The organism is Dyadobacter sp. Leaf189, assembly GCF_001424405.1.
Taxonomy (GTDB): Bacteria; Bacteroidota; Bacteroidia; order Cytophagales; family Spirosomataceae; genus Dyadobacter.
In genome coordinates, this window is record NZ_LMPS01000007.1 from 157291 (window position 1) to 177113 (window position 19823).

Annotated in this window: 18 protein-coding genes; 7 read left to right on the plus strand and 11 right to left on the minus strand. The window is 46.0% G+C overall.

All coding sequences use genetic code 11. The features are described 5' to 3' along the window. Positions 1 to 43 precede the first annotated feature (43 nt). Complete coding sequence (locus tag ASG33_RS22220; protein ID WP_056290903.1) at positions 44 to 1084, minus strand: carboxylesterase; 1041 nt, start codon at positions 1082 to 1084, stop codon at positions 44 to 46. Positions 1085 to 1145: 61 nt separating this feature from the next. Between ASG33_RS22220 and ASG33_RS22225 the strand changes: the two genes are divergently transcribed. The 3 genes from ASG33_RS22225 to ASG33_RS22235 all read left to right on the plus strand — a co-directional run bounded on the left by ASG33_RS22225 (position 1146) and on the right by ASG33_RS22235 (position 4543). Then, positions 1146 to 1832: a response regulator transcription factor gene (locus tag ASG33_RS22225; protein ID WP_056290905.1), complete on the plus strand. Its 687-nt coding sequence runs from the start codon at positions 1146 to 1148 to the stop codon at positions 1830 to 1832. Positions 1833 to 1962: 130 nt separating this feature from the next. Beyond that, positions 1963 to 2943, plus strand: a complete 981-nt coding sequence (gene hemB, locus ASG33_RS22230; RefSeq protein ID WP_200942853.1) for a porphobilinogen synthase — start codon at positions 1963 to 1965, stop codon at positions 2941 to 2943. 76 nt (positions 2944 to 3019) lie between these two features. Beyond that, positions 3020 to 4543 carry a M20/M25/M40 family metallo-hydrolase gene (locus tag ASG33_RS22235; RefSeq protein WP_056290907.1) on the plus strand — a complete coding sequence of 508 codons (1524 nt, stop codon included), beginning with the start codon at positions 3020 to 3022 and terminating at the stop codon, positions 4541 to 4543. A gap of 75 nt (positions 4544 to 4618) precedes the next feature. Here the strand turns inward: ASG33_RS22235 and ASG33_RS22240 are convergent, their stop codons facing one another. The 4 genes from ASG33_RS22240 to ASG33_RS22255 form a co-directional block, all read right to left on the minus strand. Beyond that, positions 4619 to 6799 carry a DPP IV N-terminal domain-containing protein gene (locus ASG33_RS22240; protein ID WP_056290909.1) on the minus strand — a complete coding sequence of 727 codons (2181 nt, stop codon included), beginning with the start codon at positions 6797 to 6799 and terminating at the stop codon, positions 4619 to 4621. A 54-nt stretch (positions 6800 to 6853) separates the two neighbouring features. Next, positions 6854 to 7036 (minus strand): Arc family DNA-binding protein, encoded by a 183-nt coding sequence (locus ASG33_RS22245; protein WP_056290912.1) that lies wholly within the window; start codon positions 7034 to 7036, stop codon positions 6854 to 6856. A gap of 1 nt (position 7037) precedes the next feature. Further along, entirely contained in the window at positions 7038 to 7901 is an 864-nt protein-coding gene (locus ASG33_RS22250; RefSeq protein WP_056290913.1) for an SPFH domain-containing protein, read from the minus strand. A gap of 132 nt (positions 7902 to 8033) precedes the next feature. Beyond that, positions 8034 to 9482 (minus strand): energy transducer TonB, encoded by a 1449-nt coding sequence (locus ASG33_RS22255; protein ID WP_056290916.1) that lies wholly within the window; start codon positions 9480 to 9482, stop codon positions 8034 to 8036. Positions 9483 to 9658: 176 nt separating this feature from the next. On the opposite strand from ASG33_RS22255, the gene ASG33_RS22260 reads away from it, so the two are divergent. Both ASG33_RS22260 and ASG33_RS22265 read left to right on the plus strand, forming a co-directional pair. Further along, entirely contained in the window at positions 9659 to 10522 is an 864-nt protein-coding gene (locus tag ASG33_RS22260; RefSeq protein WP_056290917.1) for a UDP-2,3-diacylglucosamine diphosphatase, read from the plus strand. A 1-nt stretch (position 10523) separates the two neighbouring features. Continuing rightward, on the plus strand, positions 10524 to 11690 hold the full coding sequence (locus ASG33_RS22265) for a glycosyltransferase family protein (RefSeq protein WP_082489374.1): 1167 nt from the start codon (positions 10524 to 10526) through the stop codon (positions 11688 to 11690). Between the two features lie 81 nt (positions 11691 to 11771). On the opposite strand, the gene ASG33_RS22270 is transcribed toward ASG33_RS22265, so the two are convergent. The 3 genes from ASG33_RS22270 to ASG33_RS22280 form a co-directional block, all read right to left on the minus strand. Beyond that, positions 11772 to 13001 carry a serpin family protein gene (locus ASG33_RS22270; protein ID WP_056290919.1) on the minus strand — a complete coding sequence of 410 codons (1230 nt, stop codon included), beginning with the start codon at positions 12999 to 13001 and terminating at the stop codon, positions 11772 to 11774. Positions 13002 to 13121: 120 nt separating this feature from the next. Continuing rightward, positions 13122 to 14609, minus strand: coding sequence for an outer membrane beta-barrel protein (locus tag ASG33_RS22275; RefSeq protein ID WP_056290921.1), 1488 nt, complete (start codon positions 14607 to 14609; stop codon positions 13122 to 13124). Then, on the minus strand, positions 14581 to 15150 hold the full coding sequence (locus ASG33_RS22280; protein WP_056290923.1) for an RNA polymerase sigma factor: 570 nt from the start codon (positions 15148 to 15150) through the stop codon (positions 14581 to 14583). Before ASG33_RS22280 ends, ASG33_RS22275 begins: the two co-directional genes overlap by 29 nt. 280 nt (positions 15151 to 15430) lie before the next feature. Between ASG33_RS22280 and ASG33_RS22285 the strand changes: the two genes are divergently transcribed. After that, positions 15431 to 15727, plus strand: coding sequence for a muconolactone Delta-isomerase family protein (locus ASG33_RS22285; protein WP_056290925.1), 297 nt, complete (start codon positions 15431 to 15433; stop codon positions 15725 to 15727). 52 nt (positions 15728 to 15779) lie between these two features. Here ASG33_RS22285 and ASG33_RS22290 read toward each other — a convergent pair whose 3' ends face one another. Beyond that, positions 15780 to 16265: a GAF domain-containing protein gene (locus ASG33_RS22290; RefSeq protein ID WP_056290926.1), complete on the minus strand. Its 486-nt coding sequence runs from the start codon at positions 16263 to 16265 to the stop codon at positions 15780 to 15782. A gap of 77 nt (positions 16266 to 16342) precedes the next feature. Between ASG33_RS22290 and purU the strand changes: the two genes are divergently transcribed. After that, positions 16343 to 17176 (plus strand): formyltetrahydrofolate deformylase, encoded by an 834-nt coding sequence (gene purU / locus ASG33_RS22295; protein WP_082489375.1) that lies wholly within the window; start codon positions 16343 to 16345, stop codon positions 17174 to 17176. 140 nt (positions 17177 to 17316) lie between these two features. Here the strand turns inward: purU and ASG33_RS22300 are convergent, their stop codons facing one another. Together ASG33_RS22300 and leuB are read right to left on the minus strand one after the other, a co-directional pair. Continuing rightward, a complete protein-coding gene (locus tag ASG33_RS22300; RefSeq protein WP_082489376.1) occupies positions 17317 to 18474 on the minus strand; it encodes a 2-isopropylmalate synthase in 1158 nt (385 codons plus the stop codon). 261 nt (positions 18475 to 18735) lie between these two features. Further along, positions 18736 to 19806 carry a 3-isopropylmalate dehydrogenase gene (leuB, locus tag ASG33_RS22305; protein WP_056290930.1) on the minus strand — a complete coding sequence of 357 codons (1071 nt, stop codon included), beginning with the start codon at positions 19804 to 19806 and terminating at the stop codon, positions 18736 to 18738. Between the last annotated feature and the right edge of the window lie 17 nt (positions 19807 to 19823).

Genomic DNA, 19823 nt, shown 5'->3' on the forward strand with positions numbered 1-19823 from the left:
TTAAGGCGGCAAAGTAAAGCATTTTTGGTTGGTTATGCCAGATTTAGTCAGCCCAACTAACAGTATTAGGCTGGGTTACTGCCGATTCTACTGGTTTTAAATGGAGCTTTTCCTGAAAAAACCTGTCAGTAGCTTCGTACACGCCTTTTACGTCTTTAGAGCGTAGCCGTGAAGCAATTACATGGTCGCCGCTTTCCGGAAATGCCTTTTCAACTTTCGATGTTTCCGGCGTACCCAGCAGTGGTGCCATATCTCGGATCGCTTTTACAGAAACCACTGGATCCTGTTCTTTTTCATTTTTGTAATAATAACCTACAAAAACGGGCATTTTAATGCGCTCGTAAACTTCACGTCGCGAAATCACGTCCATCATCTGCTGCAAAGTGACCAGTCCATTGGTATGGTAACCCTGCAACCAGAACTGCGCGCGCTCGGGAATAGAGTCCCTGCCTTTGCTGTGCTCGCCAATGACCTGGTGCAGGATTTGCTTGCCCCAGGGTCCGGTAATCAGCTTCAAGGTAGGATTGGCCACTTCTATGCAGGGCGAATAAAGTACCAGTCCCTTGATTTCCGGGTGTGTCGAAGCGAGGTATACCGAAAGCAAACCACCCGCAGAAGTACCTATTACGATCACACTGTCACCCAATGCTTTCCCTATCGCCAATGCGCGTTTGGCCCCGGCCAGAAAGTTGTTCGGAGTGAGATCATCAAATGCGCTGGTATCAGCTATACCTGCGTCGTGCATGCGCGCCAGGTATAAATTCGCGCCATATCTTTTTGCCAAATCCTTGTGCACAGGATCGCCTTCTGCCCAGCTTGCGCCGAAGCCGTGGATATATACAATACTGTAAGGCGTCTTTTCCTTTTTGCTGCTGTCTGCCCAGATAATGCGGGCTTCATTGTCTTGCTTAATGTGGGCAACTGCTTTTTCGGACTGGTTAATTTCCTGTTCGAGTTTGGGGAGGTCAGTGGTAATGGTGGGTAAAACGGGTGTTAAACGTGCTTCCGGCACCTTCGGTCCGGCATAGTAAACAATGCCCGTGAGGACGACGAATGCGACAAGCCAGACCAGAAATTTTAACATTTTTTATAAGTTAAGAAGGTTTATCAATACTATCTTGCAAACATAATTTAATATCCTTTCTATGCCCAACCTGCTACTAGTTGAGGACGATGCAAATCTGGGATCGCTGCTTCAGGAATATCTGATCGATAAAGGCTATTCTACTGATCTTGCTACTGATGGACAGAAAGGATGGCAGGCTTTTGTCGATAAAGAGTACGATTTATGCATTTTCGACGTGATGATGCCTAAAAAGGATGGATTTTCTCTGGCAAAAGAAGTTAGGATGAGTGGACGCGATGTTCCCATCATTTTCCTGACTGCCAAATCAATGAAGGAAGATACTATGCAGGGTTTTCGTGTCGGGGCCGATGACTATGTTACAAAGCCCTTTGACCGGGAGGAATTGCTCCTCCGGATAGAAGCAATTTTGCGCCGGTATAAAAAACAGCCTGATACTAAGGAAGAACTGAAAGTGTACCAGATCGGGCAGTATCAGTTTGATTACAGTCACCAGCAGCTTTCCGCAAATGACAAGTCAGCCCGGCTTACCAGTAAAGAATCCGAGCTGCTCCGCCTTTTTTGTCAAAACCTCAATCAGCCGATCAGCCGCAGCTATGCATTGAAAACCATCTGGGGAGACGATTCCTATTTTAATGCCCGCAGTATGGATGTGTACATTACCAAACTACGCAAATACCTTCGCGAAGATCCTTCCATTCAGATCATGAACCTGCACGGGGAAGGGTTTAAGTTGATGGTGGGGTGAAGGGGAGGAAGTAGGAAAAAGGAGGGTTTGCGAAACTGAAACGGGAGCTGCATGGTTTTTTATTTGCATTAAGTATTTAAGTAGCTTACAAAAAAGCCGACAGCCGACAGCTGATCGCCGACAGCCAATCATGATCAATATATCCCGTCGCCCGAGACGTAATAGAAAATCCGCAGGAATCAGGGATCTGGTTCAGGAAACGACACTTCAGGTTTCCGATTTCATTTACCCGATGTTTGTCCAGGAAGGCTCCAACCAAAAGGTGGAAGTCAAATCAATGCCCGGTATTTATCGGTTCTCTCTTGACAATTTGCTCGAAGAATTAAAGGAAGTAACGGATCTCGGAATCCGCGCCATCGACCTTTTTCCCAATTATCCCGAAAGTAAAAAAGACAAAGTTGCCTCGGAAAGTTACCGCGAGCATACCTTCTATCTGAAAGCGATCACCGCAATCAAGGAGCGCTTTCCCGAGCTGGTGATTATGACCGACGTGGCAATGGACCCGTACAGTTCTGATGGTCACGACGGACTGGTTGAGAATGGCAAGATTTTGAATGATGCTACATTGGAAATTCTTGCCAACATGTCGCTCGCTCAGGCGAAAGCGGGCGCAGATATCCTTGGACCAAGTGATATGATGGACGGTCGGGTAGGTTATATCCGTCAGCACCTGGACTCGCACGGGTTTTCGGATGTGAGTATCATGTCGTATTCTGCCAAGTATGCGAGTGCATTCTATGGTCCGTTCCGCGATGCGCTTGAATCGGCACCTAAGTTCGGGGATAAGAAAACATATCAGATGAACCCGGCCAACAAGCGCGAGGCATTGCTGGAAGCGCAGCTTGATTTCGCGGAAGGAGCGGATATGCTGATGGTAAAACCCGCGCTTTCTTATCTGGACATTATTCGTTTGCTCGATGAGAATTTTGATATTCCCATTGCGGCATACAATGTTTCAGGTGAATACGCGATGATTAAGGCCGCTGCACAAAATGGCTGGCTGGACGGTGACCGCGCCATGATGGAAGTACTTACCAGTATCCGCCGCGCCGGTGCCAAATGCATTCTGACCTATTTTGCGAAGGAGGCAGCTGTGATTTTGAATGGGTAATATTCCTCAAGACCTTATCGGAAATTGTAAGGATTATTTTACATTCAATTTCTTAAAACGATATCTGAAATTATAAATGAATAAGTCATTCTTGCTGGCGCTTGCTTTAAGCTTACACTTCCAGCCTTCCTTCTCACAAAAGAAATCACCTGCATTACCTGAATTTCAGGTGAAGAAATCCGAAGTGGAGGCGCATATGCGGTTCCTGGCGGCGGATGAATTGATGGGGCGGCGGACTGCGGAAATGGGCAATCTTGTTGCTGCCCGTTACATTGCAGAGCAGTTCCGGAAGCTGGGCCTGAGTGCTGTGGCAGGTACAGGAACCAATAACAACACTTATTTCCAGAGTGTCCCTTTCGAGAAAATGGGAGCTTCTGCTCCCGGCGAAATCACTGCTGATGCGGAAATCATGAAGGCGGGACAGGACTGGATCCTGATGAACGGAGGAGAAACAAATCTCAAAGCGCCGGTTGTTTATGCCAGCTTTGGTCTTGAAAATGCAGCTAAAAGCTGGGACGATTACAAAGGCCTGGATGTAAAAGGCAAGATCGTGCTCGTGGAAAGCGGCACGCCCGAGACTCAAACACCGGGCGAAATCATTGCGACATCTATCGCAAAAAGAAAGCTCGCCGCTGAGAAAGGTGCTGTAGCTGTTATTGAGCTATTCAATGCGCCCATTCCCTGGAACATTGTGCTGCGTAACTTTGCTGGCGAAAAGTTATCCCTTTCGGAAAGTGATAAAGGCTCTTTGTCCTCCATTCCGCACGCGTGGATAAATGGTAAGGAAGCAAAATTTGCCCGGGCATTGCGCGGAGCTAAAGAAATAGACTTTAAAACAGCCGGCCGGAAAACGCAGCAGGTCAATAGCTATAATGTAGTCGGTTTAATTCCAGGATCTGATCCGAAGCTGAAAGACGAGTATATATTGCTGTCAGCGCATTATGATCACGTGGGTGTAGGCAAGCAGGGTGGCCAGCCTTTCACAGCTGAGGACAGCATTTTCAATGGCGCGAGAGACAATGCATTCGGGACTGTGGCTCTGCTGACTGCGGCCGAGGCCTTGTCTAAAAATCCGCCGAAAAGATCAGTTTTGATCGTTGCACTGACAGGTGAAGAGATAGGTTTGCTGGGAAGTAAATACTACGCGTCGCATCCGCTGCTGCCTTTGAACAAATGCATATTCAACCTTAATTCTGACGGTGCAGGTTATAACGACACCACGATCGTGGCTGTAATGGGCCTGGACCGCACAGGCGCACGCGCGGAAATTGAAACTGCGAGTAAAGCTTTCGGTTTGGGCGTTTTCGCAGACCCTTCGCCGGAACAAGGTCTTTTTGATAGATCGGACAATGTGAACTTTGCCAAAGAGGGAATTCCTGCACCTACTTTCACACCCGGCTTCAAGGAATTTAATGGTGATATCATGAAAAACTATCACCAGGTTTCAGACAATCCCGAAACGGTCGACTTTAACTATCTTTTGAAATTTAGCCAGGCTTATACTTATACGACCCGCCTGATCGCCGACAGAAAAACAGCTCCTCAATGGTCAGCTGGTGACAAATACGAACCTGCTGCCAAGAAGCTTTACGGTAAATAGAAAAGAATCATAACCAATAAAAAAGAGCTGGATCCAATGTGAATCCAGCTCTTTTTTGTTGGTTATAACCTGAATTTACTTTGCTCCCGGAGGGCAGTTCTTTTTCAGATAATCGGTGAATAAGCTTCTTAAATGCGCTGAGGTACCCTGGCCTTCGCTGATGCTGTGTGAGCGGTTCGGGTATGGCATGAATTGGAATACCTTGTTTGCCCTGATCAGTTCGTTGACAAGCATTTCAGCATTTTGATAATGCACATTATCGTCTCCCGTGCCGTGAATGTAAAGCAGGTTACCCTGTAGGTTTTTTGCGTAGGTTATCGGCGATCCTTTTACGAAATCCTCCCGGTTTTCTTGCGGGATGCCCATATACCGTTCCTGGTAGATGTTATCGTAAGTAAGCTGGTTTCCAACAGCGGCTACAGCGATACCTGTTTTAAAGTGCTGAGGATATTGGAAAAGCAGGTTTAAAGTAGAGGAACCCCCGCCGCTCCATCCGTGCACAGCTACTCTTGAAGTGTCAATGAATGCATATTTTTTGAACATTGCAGTAGCTGCTCCATCCATATCCTTGATGTTGATCGTCCCGATGTTCTTGTAAATGGCTTTTCTCCATTTCGCGCCCTTTGGAGAAGGTGTACCGCGGTTATCAATAGATGCATAAATGTAGCCGTCGTCTGCCATACTGCCGTTGTACAATCTGTTGCGGCCTGTTCCATAGGTATCTTTCACAGTACTTGAAGCGGGTTCTCCGTACACGGTGAATACAATCGGGTACTTCTTGGAAGCGTCAAAATTGATTGGTTTCACGAGCCAGCCATCAATTTCCACACCTTCGTCCGTAGTTACCTTGAAAAATTCAATGTCCAGCTTGGCGGAATTGATCTTGCCTGCTGACTGTGCAATAGAATTCGCGGGATCAATGGAAGTGTGTTTCGGGAGCGAAATCCATTCGGTAAGCGGCGCAGTTTTCGCATTGGAAAAACGGTGCATTGCAAATTTCGCCAGGGGTGAAATTTCGTACACATGCGATCCCTGCTGATCTGCCGGCGTTATTCTCACTGGCTTGCCTTTTCCATCAAGCGTAGTTTTGTATAAATAGCTCTGCGTTGCATTGTCGGGAGAAGCAATGAAATAGTATGCATTGTTTTTCTCGTCGATTCTGACAGGATTGATCATATCAAAATTCCCAACCGTGATCAAAGTCTCCTTTTTACCGTCGCGACTTACGCGGTAAGTGTGGCGCCAGCCGTCTTTTTCACTTACCCACAAAAACTCCTTCCCATTGTTGATCCAGTCCCAGCCCATCGGGTCATTTTCCCAGCGGCTCTTGATATCGATCCACGCCTCGTCTTTTTCAGTGTAAAAAGGCTTGGCAGATCCGTCGGTTGTATTGACGTAAAGCAGGGTACTTTCGTTTTGCTTGCGGTTAAGCTGCTGTATAACAAGCTCATTTGGCATACCCGACCATTCCATTCTGGGGACATAGGTGTTTTGCGGATCACCCGGAATGTTCATCCATTTAGTCTGGGAGCCAGCGATATCTACCACACCAATTTTGTAAGGCGAAGGTGTTTCTCCTACTTTCGGATACTCAACAGGTACATTGAAAGAGTAAATGGAATCTGTCGTATTGATCATCAAAAAGTTGCGGATCTTGGTTGCATCCAGCTGCCAGTAAGCAATGGACTTGCTGTCGTCGCTCCACCGGAAGCCGTCGCGGCAATCAAATTCCTCTTCATATGCCCAATCGAAAGTACCATTGATCACACGATCAGTACCGTCTTTCGTCAGTTGCTTCACTTCTCCGCTCTGCAGATCCTCGGCATATACATTGTGCTTGCTTACATAGGCTACATGTTTTCCGTCTGGAGAGAACTTTCCAAACATCAGTGACGAAGCCGGCAAGCCTTTGCCAAGCTGTTTCAGAGTTTTGGCAGTAATATCAAAAACCCAGTAATCGCCGCGGGTATCATATCTCCACACTCTTTTGGAGTTGGTATAAATCAAAACCTTATCTCCTGACTTGCTCATCGTGTAGCTTCTGATTGGAAGAGGGCTGCCTCCTGCAGGAGTTATCTGCGCTTTTGAAACAATGACCTTGGGCGTATTCGCTGGCAAGGTTACTTCCACAATATCGTTTTCACTTACATCGCGATAGCCACTTCCATCGGGAAGCCACTGAAAAGTATCGGGGATTTGGGCTGATAGTTGGAGAGAGATTATGGCGAATGCCAGAATCCTGATGACGTGCTTCATGTTCGGCTTAAAAATTGGTAGAACAACTATTGTAATGCAATGTTAACATTTTCTTTATTCTTTTCCTTCCTCACTATCATTGCTTTGCTTCTTGCTCCGGCGCTGTTTTTTCAGTGCCTCGCTGAGCAGGTATTCGATCTGACCATTTAAGCTACGAAAATCCTGCTGTGCCCAAACTTCGAGTTCTTTGAGCATATCAGGATTGATCCGTAAAACAAATGCCTTTTTTTCTGACATATCAGGGGTACAAAGTGCCAGCGTTCAAAATAGGCGTCGCTGCCTTTTCACCGCATAATACTACCAATAAATTACTTACCATAGCGGCTTTCCGCTCCTCATCCAGCTCCACGATCTGCTTTTCAGACAGCATGGCGAGCGCCATATCCACCATTCCTACTGCGCCGTTTACGATCTGTCTGCGCGCGGCCACTACTGCGGAAGCTTGCTGTCTCTGCAGCATTGCGCCGGCAATTTCAGGCGCATAAGCCAGGTGACTAATCCGGGCTTCGAGGACTTCAATGCCCGCCCTGCTCAGCCGCTCCGTAAGCTCGCCTTCCAGCATTTCGTTGATTTTACCACTTCCGTCGCGCAGGGTAACTTCCTGTGCTGCCAGGTCATCGTCTTCCATGCTGTCGTATGCATAAATGCCTGCCAGGTGGCGTACAGCCGCTTCCGATTGTATTTCCACGTACTTTACATAATCATCTACCTCAAAGCAGGCTTTCACTGTATCGCCTACGCGCCATACAACCACGGCAGCGATTTCAATGGGATTACCCAGCTTGTCGTTCACTTTCAGCTTCTGTCCATTCAGGTTACGCGCACGCAGGCTGATCTTCTTCTTCTTAAACAGCGGGTTGACCCAGCTTAGTCCATTCCGCTTGATCGTTCCCTGATAATCCCCGAAAAATGTGGCTACAACTGCTTCGTTCGGGTTGATTACTGTAAACCCGAGTATCAGAAAAAAGCCGGGAATAAATAAAATTACGCCGGGAAGCGAGTTGTTCAATCCGGCCGAAAGGGCACCTCCTGCCAGCATCAGCAACAAGCCGAGGCCGAGCATCGTAGCCCCTGATTCAGTACCTAGTTCTTTTTCATTCATAGCCTTGAAGTTGATATTAAAATGATATCACAATATTATCAATTACCGGCTAAATGCATTACAATTCAGGATAAAAAAAATCCCAAAACACTTGAATGGTTTTGGGATTGGATAAACGGTTTCCTGGTGAAATCAATCCATCTGAAAATTGATAGGCACGTTATAACGAACCCGCACCGGTTTGCCCCGCATTTCTCCCGGTACCCAGTGCCCGTCCATTTTCTTGACAACGCGCAGCGCTTCTTCATCAAGGCCAAAACCGGCGCTTTTTTCAACTTTATATTCACACAAACTGCCGTCTTCACACACTACAAATGACAATTGCACCCTCCCAGTAACTCCACGACGGGAGGCTTCTGTTGGATATTTTATGTTCATTCCAAGGAATCTGTAAAATGAATTAAGGCCACCTTTGAACTCAGGCTGGACCTGTGGCTCGGTATACTCGCTTTTTGCGCCGTCATGGTATGCTATTCCTTTTTGTAGCGTTCCATTTTCGTACAATTCCTCATAATGCAGGGTACTATCGGCCCACTTACCTGTCCATTTGCCAGTTTTGCCACCCGCTGTAATGCGGCCGTTTTCGGTGAGCCACTTTCCATTATAGGTTTTCTCGGTTATTGCCCAGGTACCTTCGCCGGCCTTGGTAAGCTGCGTTCCGTCCTTTTTCCATGCATCGAGATATACAATTCTCGGAATTTCGGTTGGCTTGGCGCTCATGATTTCTGTCACGGATTTGATCTGGCCGTTTTCGTACCATTTTACTTCCGTTTTCACGCTGTCGGTATATAGCTGCAATTCACGCACCATTCCATTCAGATCATACAATTTATGCAGGTAGGCTTTGTTGTTGGCGCCATACTCCGTGTATTCCAGCAAGCGTCCATTCATCTGAAATGTACCTTCCGCAGCGTGGCTGGCCATATTCTGGTCTCTCGCAGAAATGGAATACACTTGTATGGAATCGGTATTTGCAGGCAGGTAGTCAGACCTGAACCAGCCATTATTCCTGGCAAATGCAGCTGCACCCATTCGTTTCCATTTGTTCCCCTGGCGGTTTTCGTACACAACATCGCGCGCTACAAACCCTGTCTCGTCTACTGGCAGGATCTTCCTGTACTCGGCCTTGTTCGGGTCGGAAGAAGGAGCATATTTCCCGTCGTAGTATTCAACTATCGCTTTGCTCGTACTGTCATATCCTGCCTGCGGCGCGATTTTGAAGGTCACCGGATAAGAAATGGACTGTCTTACCGGCTCACCTTTGACCGTAGCCGGTTTCCATGCCTGGTAGAGTTTGAAAACGCGGAGTGCTTCCTGGTTGCATAGTGAATCAATCCCGCGTGCTACCTCCACGTTGCTGACACTCCCGTCTGTCTCGACCACTGCTTTTACGTACACCCTTCCATTGATACCTTTGAAGGCGCTTTTAAATGGGACTTGCAGGTTGGTGTTGATAAACTGAGTCAACAATGGATTTCCGCCTGCGGGCTCGGCTACTTTTTCAACCTCATGAGGAAGGTGGATTTTTTGTGCAAATGCACCGAATGAACATGCGAGAAGAAGGGTAAAAAGTGCTCTCATGGCTTGGTTTGTCGATTTTTTGAAATATAAATATCTGGGCTTTTTTCTTAAATAACCAATGGTGACGAGCAGAAATTGTGTATCGATATTTGTAGAAATAGTTTTTAGTATAAAACTTAACTCACTGATAAACTGCCAGTAACATCCAGGTAATATAAAATGAGAAGATTTGTATCATGGGAGATACAACTCACTTTCGTACAATCATCATTTCTGATCTGCATTTAGGCGCCGGAGGTTCCAAAGCGGAGGAGGTGACAAACTTTTTGAAGAGCTATACCTGCAAAAAGTTAATTCTGAATGGAGACATCATCGATGCGTGGCAGTTGAAAAAATATGGTGTATGGAAGCGAAAGCACACTATGTTCTTTAAAAGGGTGCTGAAAATGATTGAAGAGCACAAAACAAAGGTGATTTACATCCGAGGTAACCACGATGACTTCCTGGACCAGATCATTCCGCTGCGGCTCGGCAAGCACTTTCAGATCAGAAAAGACTACATTCTAAACTCGGGTACCCAGCGTTTTTACGTTACCCACGGCGACGTTTTCGATTCCATTACGACGCATTTGAAATGGCTTGCGTACCTCGGTGATATGGGGTACACATTTTTGCTTTGGGTCAATAAATTTTACAACAAATACCGTGAATGGAGAGGCCTGTCTTACTATTCACTTTCCCAGCGGATTAAACAATCCGTAAAAATGGCGGTTAATTACATGACCGACTTTGAGGAAAAACTGACAGAGCTGGCGCGCTCCCGCAGCTGCGACGGCGTGATATGCGGGCACATTCACCACCCTGCTATCCGCGAGATTGATGGGATCATGTATATGAATTCGGGTGATTGGGTCGAAACGCTCAGTGCATTGGTAGAGGATTTTGACGGAAACTGGAGTCTGCTGTATTACGATCAGCAGGAGGTTATTCAAAAGCCTGTAAAAACGAAAGCGAAGGTTATTACTGAGAACTTCACAGTTTCTGAGAAGCAGGTTGCATTCACGGGCTTGTTAACCGGCCGGAACCAACGCTATTTATAATATGAAAATCCTGTTTATGGTGCAGGGCGAGGGTAGGGGCCACCTTACCCAGGCTATTTCGCTTGGACAAATCCTGCGATCGGCCGGTCACGAAGTCGTGGGTGCGCTGGTAGGAACTTCGCCGGGCCGGCAGATACCTGCCTTTTTCAACGAGTCCATTCATGCTCCGGTGTTTCATTTTGATGCACCTAATATCATTTACAAAGCACAGGGCGGGGGAATGAACCTGCGGCGGACTTTGTGTACCCATTTAGCCAATATCCCAAAATACCTCCGCAGCCTCCAAAGGATACATCGAACTGTGAGACAGATCCGACCAGACCTGATTGTCAGTTTTTATGATACCTATGGCGGCTTGTACAATCTGATGTACAGATCGGAAATCCCGATGGTTTGCATTGCACATCAGTATTTGCTTCTGCATCCCCGATTCGTTTTTCCTGAACAAAGCAGGGTAAGTCGGTTTTTGATCAATTTAAACTCAAAATCCACTTCCTGGTTTGCCGGCAAGAGGCTTGCGTTGTCATTCCGTGAAATTCCGTCGCGACCTGATCTTAAAATCACCGTGGTACCGCCGCTTTTAAGGCGCGAGATCGGCAGGCTTGTGCCTCGGAAAGGCGACTATTTCCTGGTTTACATGACACACCACAGTCTGAGCCAGCAAATCATCTCTTGGCACCAGCAACATCCCGACGTCAGGCTGCATTGCTTCTGGGACAATCCGAATGTTTCCGAAGAATTTGAGTACGATAAAACGCTCACCTTTCACAGGATCAATAGCGAAAAGTACCTGAATATGCTCGCAGGTTGCCTTGCATTGGTTACGACAGCCGGTTTTGAATCTGTTTGTGAGGCAATGTATCTGGGCAAGCCTGTGATGATGGTACCGGTACCCAATCATTTTGAGCAGGAATGTAATGCATTGGACGGCGTTATTTCAGGTGCGGGCGTAACTTCCAAATCCTTCGATCTCTCGATATTGCTTGACTACCTGCCTACTCACATTGACCAATCCGTAAAGTTCCGCGCCTGGTATCACAGCGGTAAAGCGATGTTTTTAAAAGAGATAGAAGCTTTTGCGGGTGGTAGCACTCACACGGCAGATACTGGTGCTTTTCACAATTCAAGGGAAACAAAATCGTCCGAAAGCAAGGCTCTCGGACGATAACGCACCCCGAAAATGCCGACATGGCCGGCATTTTTTATCTTTGATACTCTAAATGTCTGATAATGAAAGGTTCACTTAATGTTATTTGCTGTCCGGATTCTTAATCCTTCCCATAAACAAGATCGTATTCGATGTATTTTCACTGATGATAATCCCGAATGGCCGATCGCAGATGAATTTCGGCTCTTCGGGGCCCCAGGAGGTAGTCGACATTCCAATTGATGTTACAGCCGCTGCTTCCGTTCCTTTTTCATCAATCCCCAGGTAGGTATCCTGTTTCACAAAGTCTACCTTTAGCCCCGTATCCCGGTTTATTTTTCCAAATTCGGCTCCATTTGAAAATGCTCTTTTGATTCCCATTTGCATTAAAGTACCCTTCAGTAAAGCCGAATATTCGAGCTTAAATCTGGGCAAGCCAACTTTTATATTGCTGGTATTTGTCATGGAAGTAATTGTTTTCCATTCGTCCGCATCAAGTCCTGATAATATCCCGTCAATCGTAGCACTACCTTTTGGAAGCAGAATGGTCATGCTAAACTGCCCATTTCCGTATGGAAGCTTTACTGCACTGTAAGTTGCATCGCCGGCGGTAGTGAATGCACCCTTTACATTCATCATTTTAACCGTTTTTACAGTACCATCTTCCAATGTGAAGGGAGCGTCTGCTGTTTCTTTAGGTTCAAACTTTGCTTTCCAGTCACCTTTGAAGTACAGTGCATTCAGCAGGAACATCACGTGATCAGCCTGTATCTGCTCGATTACTTTCTTGATTTTTCCATTGGTTTTATCACTTGCCCATTGGTTAATCCTGCCGACAGCAGCAGCGTTAAAGGGTAAACCGGTTATCTCCGCGTGAAATGAATCGCGAAGTACACTCTGGAAATCTGGTGAGACATTAAATCCGGTTTTATACCAGATTGAATTGGCGAGACCTAATGTAACCTTTGAATCGGCAACCGGAAGATCATTGATCAGGGTCTGATATGCCTTGTTCAGGTCGGCCATTGACACACCCTGCATTTCAAGTGATTTCTGAATTTCCTGTGCAGTTTCACTTTCAGCGCCATTCAGCAGCATTCCAAGCGCCATATGCAAGCTCAATGGTGATACAAAGAAGTTGTCCTCAGGCTGTGTTTTTTGAAGGTTGTGTAAAAAGTTGAAGGCAAACCTGCTTGATCCGTCTGCTACTTCGGCAGGAATGATCACGGGATTAACCTCGTTGGAAGGGTTGACATCCTCATCGCTGGTACAACCTACCAAAGCAGAAGCCGCCAGTAAGGATGCAAAGAGTGACTTGGTTAAGATTTTCATGGCTAATAAATGTTAAGGTAAGCTAAGGAACAGATTCAAGAAGAAAGACTCCCTTTCAATGCATCAACACTTTTCAGATTCAAAAACCCTAACGAAGGTTGGAAGAGGTTTCGAACAATTTTAAAATGAATACCTGACTCCCCAGGACACTCCGTACAGGTAAGGATGTGCGTCCAGCGTTTGGTTAGATCTGAAACCTGATGAAACAGATCTCTGGTAAGAGCCCGTCAAACTCGCTTTCCACTGGTTGGAAAGGCGGTAATTGAACCTCAAACCAGTGGTGGCAGCCCAGTTCACACTTCTGTATATTTCGTCGCTGGCTGTGGTGGTGATAATCTCGCCCGAAGCGGCTTCAAGTTCATTGCTCAGGAAGAAATTCGCCATCATACCGCCCAGAAGAGAGTAGCTCAGTTTTCTGTCAGGATTGAGCGTAAAACCAGCTTGTACCGGCATTTGCAGGTATTGGTAATTGTTGCTAACCTTTTTGGCTACATCGATATAGGCAGTTCCATTGTTAAAGTTTTTCTCGGCTGAGAAAGACGGTCTCGGAGAAGCGTCGGCCAATGCATTTTCCAGTACGTTAGCCGATTGGTTATAAGCATTCAGCAGGTACCCGCCGCCTTCATAAGAAGAGTTTGCCTGCAGGTAGCTAAGACCAAGTTCCACCGACCAGTGTTTCGAAAACCGCATTCCGCCTTGTGTTTGCAAAGCATAAGAAGCACCTGCCTCACTGGAACCGGAAACCGCTCTCGCACTTGAAAGCGCCTGATAAGAAAAGGCTTGTGGCGTTTGCTTAACCTGCACGTCGGGATTAAAAGAAGCGGGCATTACTCCGATACCAGCCCAATATTCTTTGTGTTTTTTGGGCTTTATCTCTTCTTCTGCAATCACATCAGGTTTAAAGAATACATACCTTTTCTGGAAATGCACATCCAGGTCATTATAGGAACGCCCCGCAAGCACTTTCGGCGAAGCCGCATTTTGGTCTGTATTATTTTGTGTCAAAAGCGGAGCCTCAGGTTCACGGGCAGCTGGCGATACTGCGGCAATGTTTTCCTGCTCCGAGGGCAGAGTGTGTTTTGAGTAGGTATCCCTTCCGGAAGGCTGTACACCAGACCTTTCCGATTTCGCTAATGCATTGGTGCGGCTATTTTTCCAAGCCGGCGAATTACGTGCTGCATTTCCAGTGCCCGCAATGGCTGAGTTTTTATCAGAAATATCAGACTGCTTATCCGAAGAATTCTCTTCATTTCCAGCGGCTGCAATTGCCTCATTATCTTTAATGTCTGTACCTGAGGTATCAGAGTCAGCTGAATGTAAATCAGGCTTTACAGCTGATTTCGTGATAGCGAGATCATTTCCATGATGCGCATTCCTGAAATTGGAATACCACATTCCTGCACCTACGACCAGCAAAGCAGCAACCGATGCGGCAGCAAGCCACAACTTTTTTGACTGCCACCAAAGCGGAAGAACTGTCCCCTTCTCATTCTCTTCGTCGAGACGCGCTTCTATATTCTCCCAGATTGATTTCGGGGGAGTTTCAGAAGCATCGCTCAGCGCCTTTCGCCACTGTTCTTCAAAATTGTTTATTCCGGACGGATCCATCGTCAAATCTTGTTTCCTTGTTCAATTTTTGTTGAAGGAGTGTTCTTGCCCTCGCATATTGCGATTTGGAAGTTCCTTCTGAAATGCCCAGTTTTTGAGCTATTTCATTGTGTTGATAACCTTCAATGGCATAGAGGTTAAAGATCGTCTGGCAACCTGGCGGCAACTCCCTGATCAGCTCCAGTAATTGCTGCATCTGGAAATTACCCAGTGTAAACTCTCTGTCCGCAATCCCATTGAGATGGTAATCAATGTCATCCAGATCTTTCAGGTACTTCTGCTGCCTCAGGTGGTTGAGCGCGGTATTTACTACGACCGAGCGTAACCAGTATTCCAATGGACTGTCTGCCCTGAAAGAATCTATATTCTCATATATTTTTATAAAAGCATCCTGTAAAACATCCTCCGCATCAGCCCGGTTTTTGGTGTACCGAAGGCAAATAGCGAACAACTTTCCCCCAAAAACATCGTATAGCTGCTTCTGGGCGGTGCGGTTGCGCTGTTTACAGCCTCTCACCAGTTCCTGTTCGTTAAAGGTCATCCGAAGGTTGGGGGTGCTTCGTTCGGTTTATGATTTAAAATCAGCACCCTTACCCAAAGGTAGTCGAATACTGCTTCGATTTGGCTGGGTTTGAAATACTGAAAACCGCAATCCGTACATAATACGACACAGATCGCGTTTAAATGGTTGGAAAGTACTGGCCGGATTTTCCAGAATATTCGTATGTTGTTTTGAGGAACTAATAACCGGTGCATATCATTTTATAAACAGATCACACACAAGAAGAAAGGTATTTGTTGTAAACCTAACTTTATCACCTATGAGCCAATATATGGTTGAAATACAACTTCCGGCGGTGCTTACGGAGGATTTCACGGCAAAAATACCAGCACAGAAGAAGAAGATCAATGAGCTTATGGAAATGGGACGAATGATGTCCTATGCATTATCTGATGATTACTCCCGGCTATGGTGCGTCGTAAGGGCGGACAGTGAGTTTGAGGTAATGTCACTTGTATCCGAGTTTCCGCTGATTGACTATATGGATCCGAAAATCACGAAGCTGATGTTTAATAATGTTGTTGCTTTGCGACTGCCGATGTTCTCTTTGAATTAACCTGGTAACAATGCTATTGTTGAGGGCTTTCCGAAAGGGGAAAGCCTTTTTTTTATAACTTCTTTTCAAGCATGCGCAGGATCTTGCCAAGTCCGTCTGCATCTGCCTCGCTGAAATTATCCAGCTCGTCGCTATCAACATCCAAAACCATTGCCACGGTGCCGTTTCGATGAAATACAGGCAATACAATCTCGGATTTTGACGCAGAGCTGCAAGCAATATGTCCTGGAAACTGCTCTACATCGGGGACAATGATCGTTTCTTTTCTAGAATAACTGGCTCCGCAAACGCCTTTGTGAAAAGGAATACGGGTGCAGGCAATTGGCCCCTGATAAGGACCGAGTACGAGCTGTCCTTCTTTCGCAATGTAAAATCCAACCCAGAAAAACCCGAAAGTTTGTTTTAATGCGCCTGCAATGTTCGCGAGGTTGGCAACCAGGTCACTTTCGTCATCTATAAGTCCGGCAATTTGCGGAATGAGCGCTTCGTAAGCACCGGCGCGGTCGGAATCAGCTGGTATAATCAGTTCTTCTGCCATTGAATATTGAATTATGGAAATTAGCTAACAGAAATTTTCAGATATTGGTTACCGGATTAGACAGTAAACAAAGCTAAATGATTCAAAAACATATTCTTTTAATGGACGGCCCTGATCATAAAGGGTTGATTTACCAGGTAACACGCATTCTTTTTACACATAATCAGAATATCATACGAAATGACGAATATGTGAGCCCGTCGAGGTACTTCTTCATGAGGACAGAATTTGAAGGTGAAACGGACGTAAACGAACTTTTAAAAATATTGCAGAGCGAGTTGCCTGCCGGTCTGAACCTAAGGATCAATCCCAAGAAGAAGAAAGATATCGTTATTTTAGTGACTAAGGAGCATCACTGTCTGGGCGAGCTGCTGATCCGGTATGCATTCGATGAGCTGGATGCAAATATCCTCGCAGTAGTGAGTAACTACAATAAGTTACAGCCGCTTGTTGGCAAATTTGGCATTCCATTTCACTTTATCTCTCACGAGGATAAAACAAGGGAGGAGCATGAAGAAGCAATACTGAGAACTCTCGATGTATACCGGCCGGAGTTTCTCGTTCTTGCCAAGTATATGCGCATTATTACACCCGCATTTGTGGATCACTTCCCTAATAAAATTATCAATATCCACCATTCTTTTCTTCCTGCATTCGTGGGAGCAAATCCGTACAGGCAGGCTTATGAACGTGGTGTAAAAATCATCGGGGCGACCGCCCATTTTGTGAATAGCGATCTTGACGAGGGGCCTATTATTGCGCAGGATGTAAAATCAGTGGATCACCGACAAACGGCTGCTGATATGGCTACTTTGGGGAGGGATACTGAAAAAGCGGTTTTATCGAAGGCGCTGAAACTCGTTTTTAACGACCGCGTTTTCATTCACAACAACCGCACCATTATCCTTTAAACAAGAAAAAAGCCCTTAGTCAGAATCACCGAGGGCTTTTTGCAATCTGATGGATGTTATTGAATATGTAACATTACAAAAATTTCTTTAAAACATCAAATTCAGATTCAAGGAGTTAAGCATTTCTAAGCATATTCTAATCAAGCCGGAATAGCAGTTTTTGCTAAATCAACCAGGTCAGCGTCATTTACCTCTTTTTTCAAATCAGCGACTTCAAGAAAACGCGTATATAGTTCATCCAGGCTTGATTTTTCAAAACTGAAACCCAGGAGCTCAAAACGATGCTTTAATGCATGACGTCCGCTTCTTGCCGTTAAGACGATGTCCGACTTATCTACTCCCACGTCCTGCGGGCTCATGATTTCGTAAGTCAGGTTATTTTTAAGAAAACCATCCTGGTGAATTCCCGATGAATGCGCGAATGCATTGCGACCGACAATCGCCTTGTTAGCCTGCACGGGCATACGCATCATTTTTGAAACCAGCTGACTTGTCGGGTAAATAAACTGCGTGTTAATGCCAGTTTCCAAGCCGAGCTCATCCTGGTGGACACGCATTGCCATAACAACCTCTTCGAGCGAAGTATTACCGGCGCGCTCGCCTATTCCATTGATCGTGACTTCTACCTGCCGGGCGCCTGCGGAAATTCCGGCAAGGGAATTGGCAGTGGCAAGACCAAGGTCATTGTGACAATGGATCGAGATAGTAGCTTTATGAATATTGGAAACGTGTTCAAAGATGTACTTGATTTTGCCGCCGTATTGCTCAGGAAGACAATATCCTGTTGTATCAGGAATGTTGACAACGGTCGCGCCTGCTCCAATTACTGCTTCAACGAGCTGCGAGAGGAAAACCAAATCCGCGCGGCCTGCATCTTCGCAGTAAAATTCTACGTCTTCAACCTTGGATTTGGCGTATTTCGTAGCTGCTACTGCTCTTTCCAGGATCTTCTCGCGCGTCGTATTGAATTTGTGCTGAATGTGAATGTCCGAAGAGCCGATGCCGGTGTGAATGCGTCCGCGTTTTGCATATTGCAATGCATTTGCCGCTGCATCAATGTCACCTTGTACTGCCCGCGACAATGCGCAGATAATCGGTTCGCGAACTGCTTTTGAAATTTCTACCACAGAGCGAAAGTCGCCAGGGCTTGATACAGGAAATCCGGCCTCAATAATATCTACTCCCAGCTTCTCGAGTTGACTCGCTACAACAATCTTTTCTTCGGTGGTCAATTGGCTGCCGGGTACCTGCTCGCCGTCTCTCAAAGTTGTGTCGAAGATCTGAACTCGATTACTCATTGGTGGGAATTAAAAATTAATGGATACGAATTTAATAATTTTTAAGCAATATAAAACCCCTTCCTAAGCAGGAAAGGGTTCGAAATGAAATCACAACATAACCTTTTCCCGTGTCACGGAACTATCTGAATGAGAAGATTTGAATTTCTTTGAAGTGCGTTCATTAGTACCTGGCGAAAATTCGCTGACAACTGGTTTATATTGCAAAGAAAGCAGAAGTTTTGATTGCAACAAATATTCTTTGGCAAAACTTCGGTTAGTTTATAATCTTTTCAAAAGTTCAACTCCTGCCGCCTGCGTATTCAGGATTTTGTCTGCTGCGGTAGTTGAATCAGCAATATCTTTGGTCCTGAACCCGTCTTTAAGCAACTGGTCCACAGCCGCAATGATCGAATCCGATTCTTCTTTCAACCCGAAAGAGATATCCAGGAGCAATGCTGCTGACAATACGGATGCAAGCGGATTGGCAATTCCTTTACCGGTAATGTCATGTGCGGAACCATGAATCGGTTCGTAAACACCGGTACTGTCACCAACCGAAGCCGATGCAAGCATACCCATTGAACCCGCAATCTGGCTTGCCTCGTCTGTTAGTATATCACCAAACAAATTGGCAGTTACCACCACGTCGAAACGGCGCGGATCTTTGATAAGCATCATCGCAGCAGAATCCACAAACTGGTGCTCTACTTCGATATCAGGATACTCAGGAGCAAGTGCCTGCACAACCTCTCTCCAAAGGCGGCTGGTTTCCAATACGTTCGCTTTATCTACCGAGCAAAGCTTCTTTCTTCTTGTGCGCGCAGCCTCAAATGCCTTACGGGCAATTCTTTCTACTTCATAGCGGCTGTATTCAGCGATATCATAAGCAGTATCATTGTCGTTTTTACGCCCTTTTTCGCCAAAATATATATCTCCAGTCAACTCACGGAAGAAGAGAATGTCTGATCCTTTTAGAATTTCAGGCTTAATGGAAGACGCGCCCAGCAGCTCGTCAAACAATTTAATAGGGCGCAAATTGGCGTACAAACCCAGCTCTTTACGCATTTTCAGCAGACCTTGTTCCGGGCGGACTTTGGCTGTCGGATCATTATCATATTTGGGGTGACCTACTGCGCCGAAAAGGATTGCATCCGAAGCGCGCATTTTGGAAAGTGTTTCGTCAGGAAGCGGGTTACCTGTCGCTTCAATTGCAGCGTGGCCCATTAATGCTTCGTCGTAAATGAATTCATGCCCAAACTTCTCCGCTATCTTCACCAGGACACTCTTTCCAACCTCAGTAACTTCCTGCCCGATTCCATCACCGGGTACAATAAGGATATTTTTTTTCATTAAAGTATTTAATTGAT

Excerpts from the sequence above, each read along its gene's own strand:
- ASG33_RS22220 (WP_056290903.1), bottom strand. The coding sequence starts at position 1,084 with ATGTTAAAATTTCTGGTCTGGCTTGTCGCATTCGTCGTCCTCACGGGC.
- ASG33_RS22225 (WP_056290905.1), top strand. The coding sequence starts at position 1,146 with ATGCCCAACCTGCTACTAGTTGAGGACGATGCAAATCTGGGATCGCTG.
- hemB (WP_200942853.1), top strand. The coding sequence starts at position 1,963 with ATGATCAATATATCCCGTCGCCCGAGACGTAATAGAAAATCCGCAGGA.
- ASG33_RS22235 (WP_056290907.1), top strand. The coding sequence starts at position 3,020 with ATGAATAAGTCATTCTTGCTGGCGCTTGCTTTAAGCTTACACTTCCAG.
- ASG33_RS22240 (WP_056290909.1), bottom strand. The coding sequence starts at position 6,799 with ATGAAGCACGTCATCAGGATTCTGGCATTCGCCATAATCTCTCTCCAA.
- ASG33_RS22245 (WP_056290912.1), bottom strand. The coding sequence starts at position 7,036 with ATGTCAGAAAAAAAGGCATTTGTTTTACGGATCAATCCTGATATGCTC.
- ASG33_RS22250 (WP_056290913.1), bottom strand. The coding sequence starts at position 7,901 with ATGAATGAAAAAGAACTAGGTACTGAATCAGGGGCTACGATGCTCGGC.
- ASG33_RS22255 (WP_056290916.1), bottom strand. The coding sequence starts at position 9,482 with ATGAGAGCACTTTTTACCCTTCTTCTCGCATGTTCATTCGGTGCATTT.
- ASG33_RS22260 (WP_056290917.1), top strand. The coding sequence starts at position 9,659 with ATGGGAGATACAACTCACTTTCGTACAATCATCATTTCTGATCTGCAT.
- ASG33_RS22265 (WP_082489374.1), top strand. The coding sequence starts at position 10,524 with ATGAAAATCCTGTTTATGGTGCAGGGCGAGGGTAGGGGCCACCTTACC.
- ASG33_RS22270 (WP_056290919.1), bottom strand. The coding sequence starts at position 13,001 with ATGAAAATCTTAACCAAGTCACTCTTTGCATCCTTACTGGCGGCTTCT.
- ASG33_RS22275 (WP_056290921.1), bottom strand. The coding sequence starts at position 14,609 with ATGGATCCGTCCGGAATAAACAATTTTGAAGAACAGTGGCGAAAGGCG.
- ASG33_RS22280 (WP_056290923.1), bottom strand. The coding sequence starts at position 15,150 with ATGACCTTTAACGAACAGGAACTGGTGAGAGGCTGTAAACAGCGCAAC.
- ASG33_RS22285 (WP_056290925.1), top strand. The coding sequence starts at position 15,431 with ATGAGCCAATATATGGTTGAAATACAACTTCCGGCGGTGCTTACGGAG.
- ASG33_RS22290 (WP_056290926.1), bottom strand. The coding sequence starts at position 16,265 with ATGGCAGAAGAACTGATTATACCAGCTGATTCCGACCGCGCCGGTGCT.
- purU (WP_082489375.1), top strand. The coding sequence starts at position 16,343 with ATGATTCAAAAACATATTCTTTTAATGGACGGCCCTGATCATAAAGGG.
- ASG33_RS22300 (WP_082489376.1), bottom strand. The coding sequence starts at position 18,474 with ATGAGTAATCGAGTTCAGATCTTCGACACAACTTTGAGAGACGGCGAG.
- leuB (WP_056290930.1), bottom strand. The coding sequence starts at position 19,806 with ATGAAAAAAAATATCCTTATTGTACCCGGTGATGGAATCGGGCAGGAA.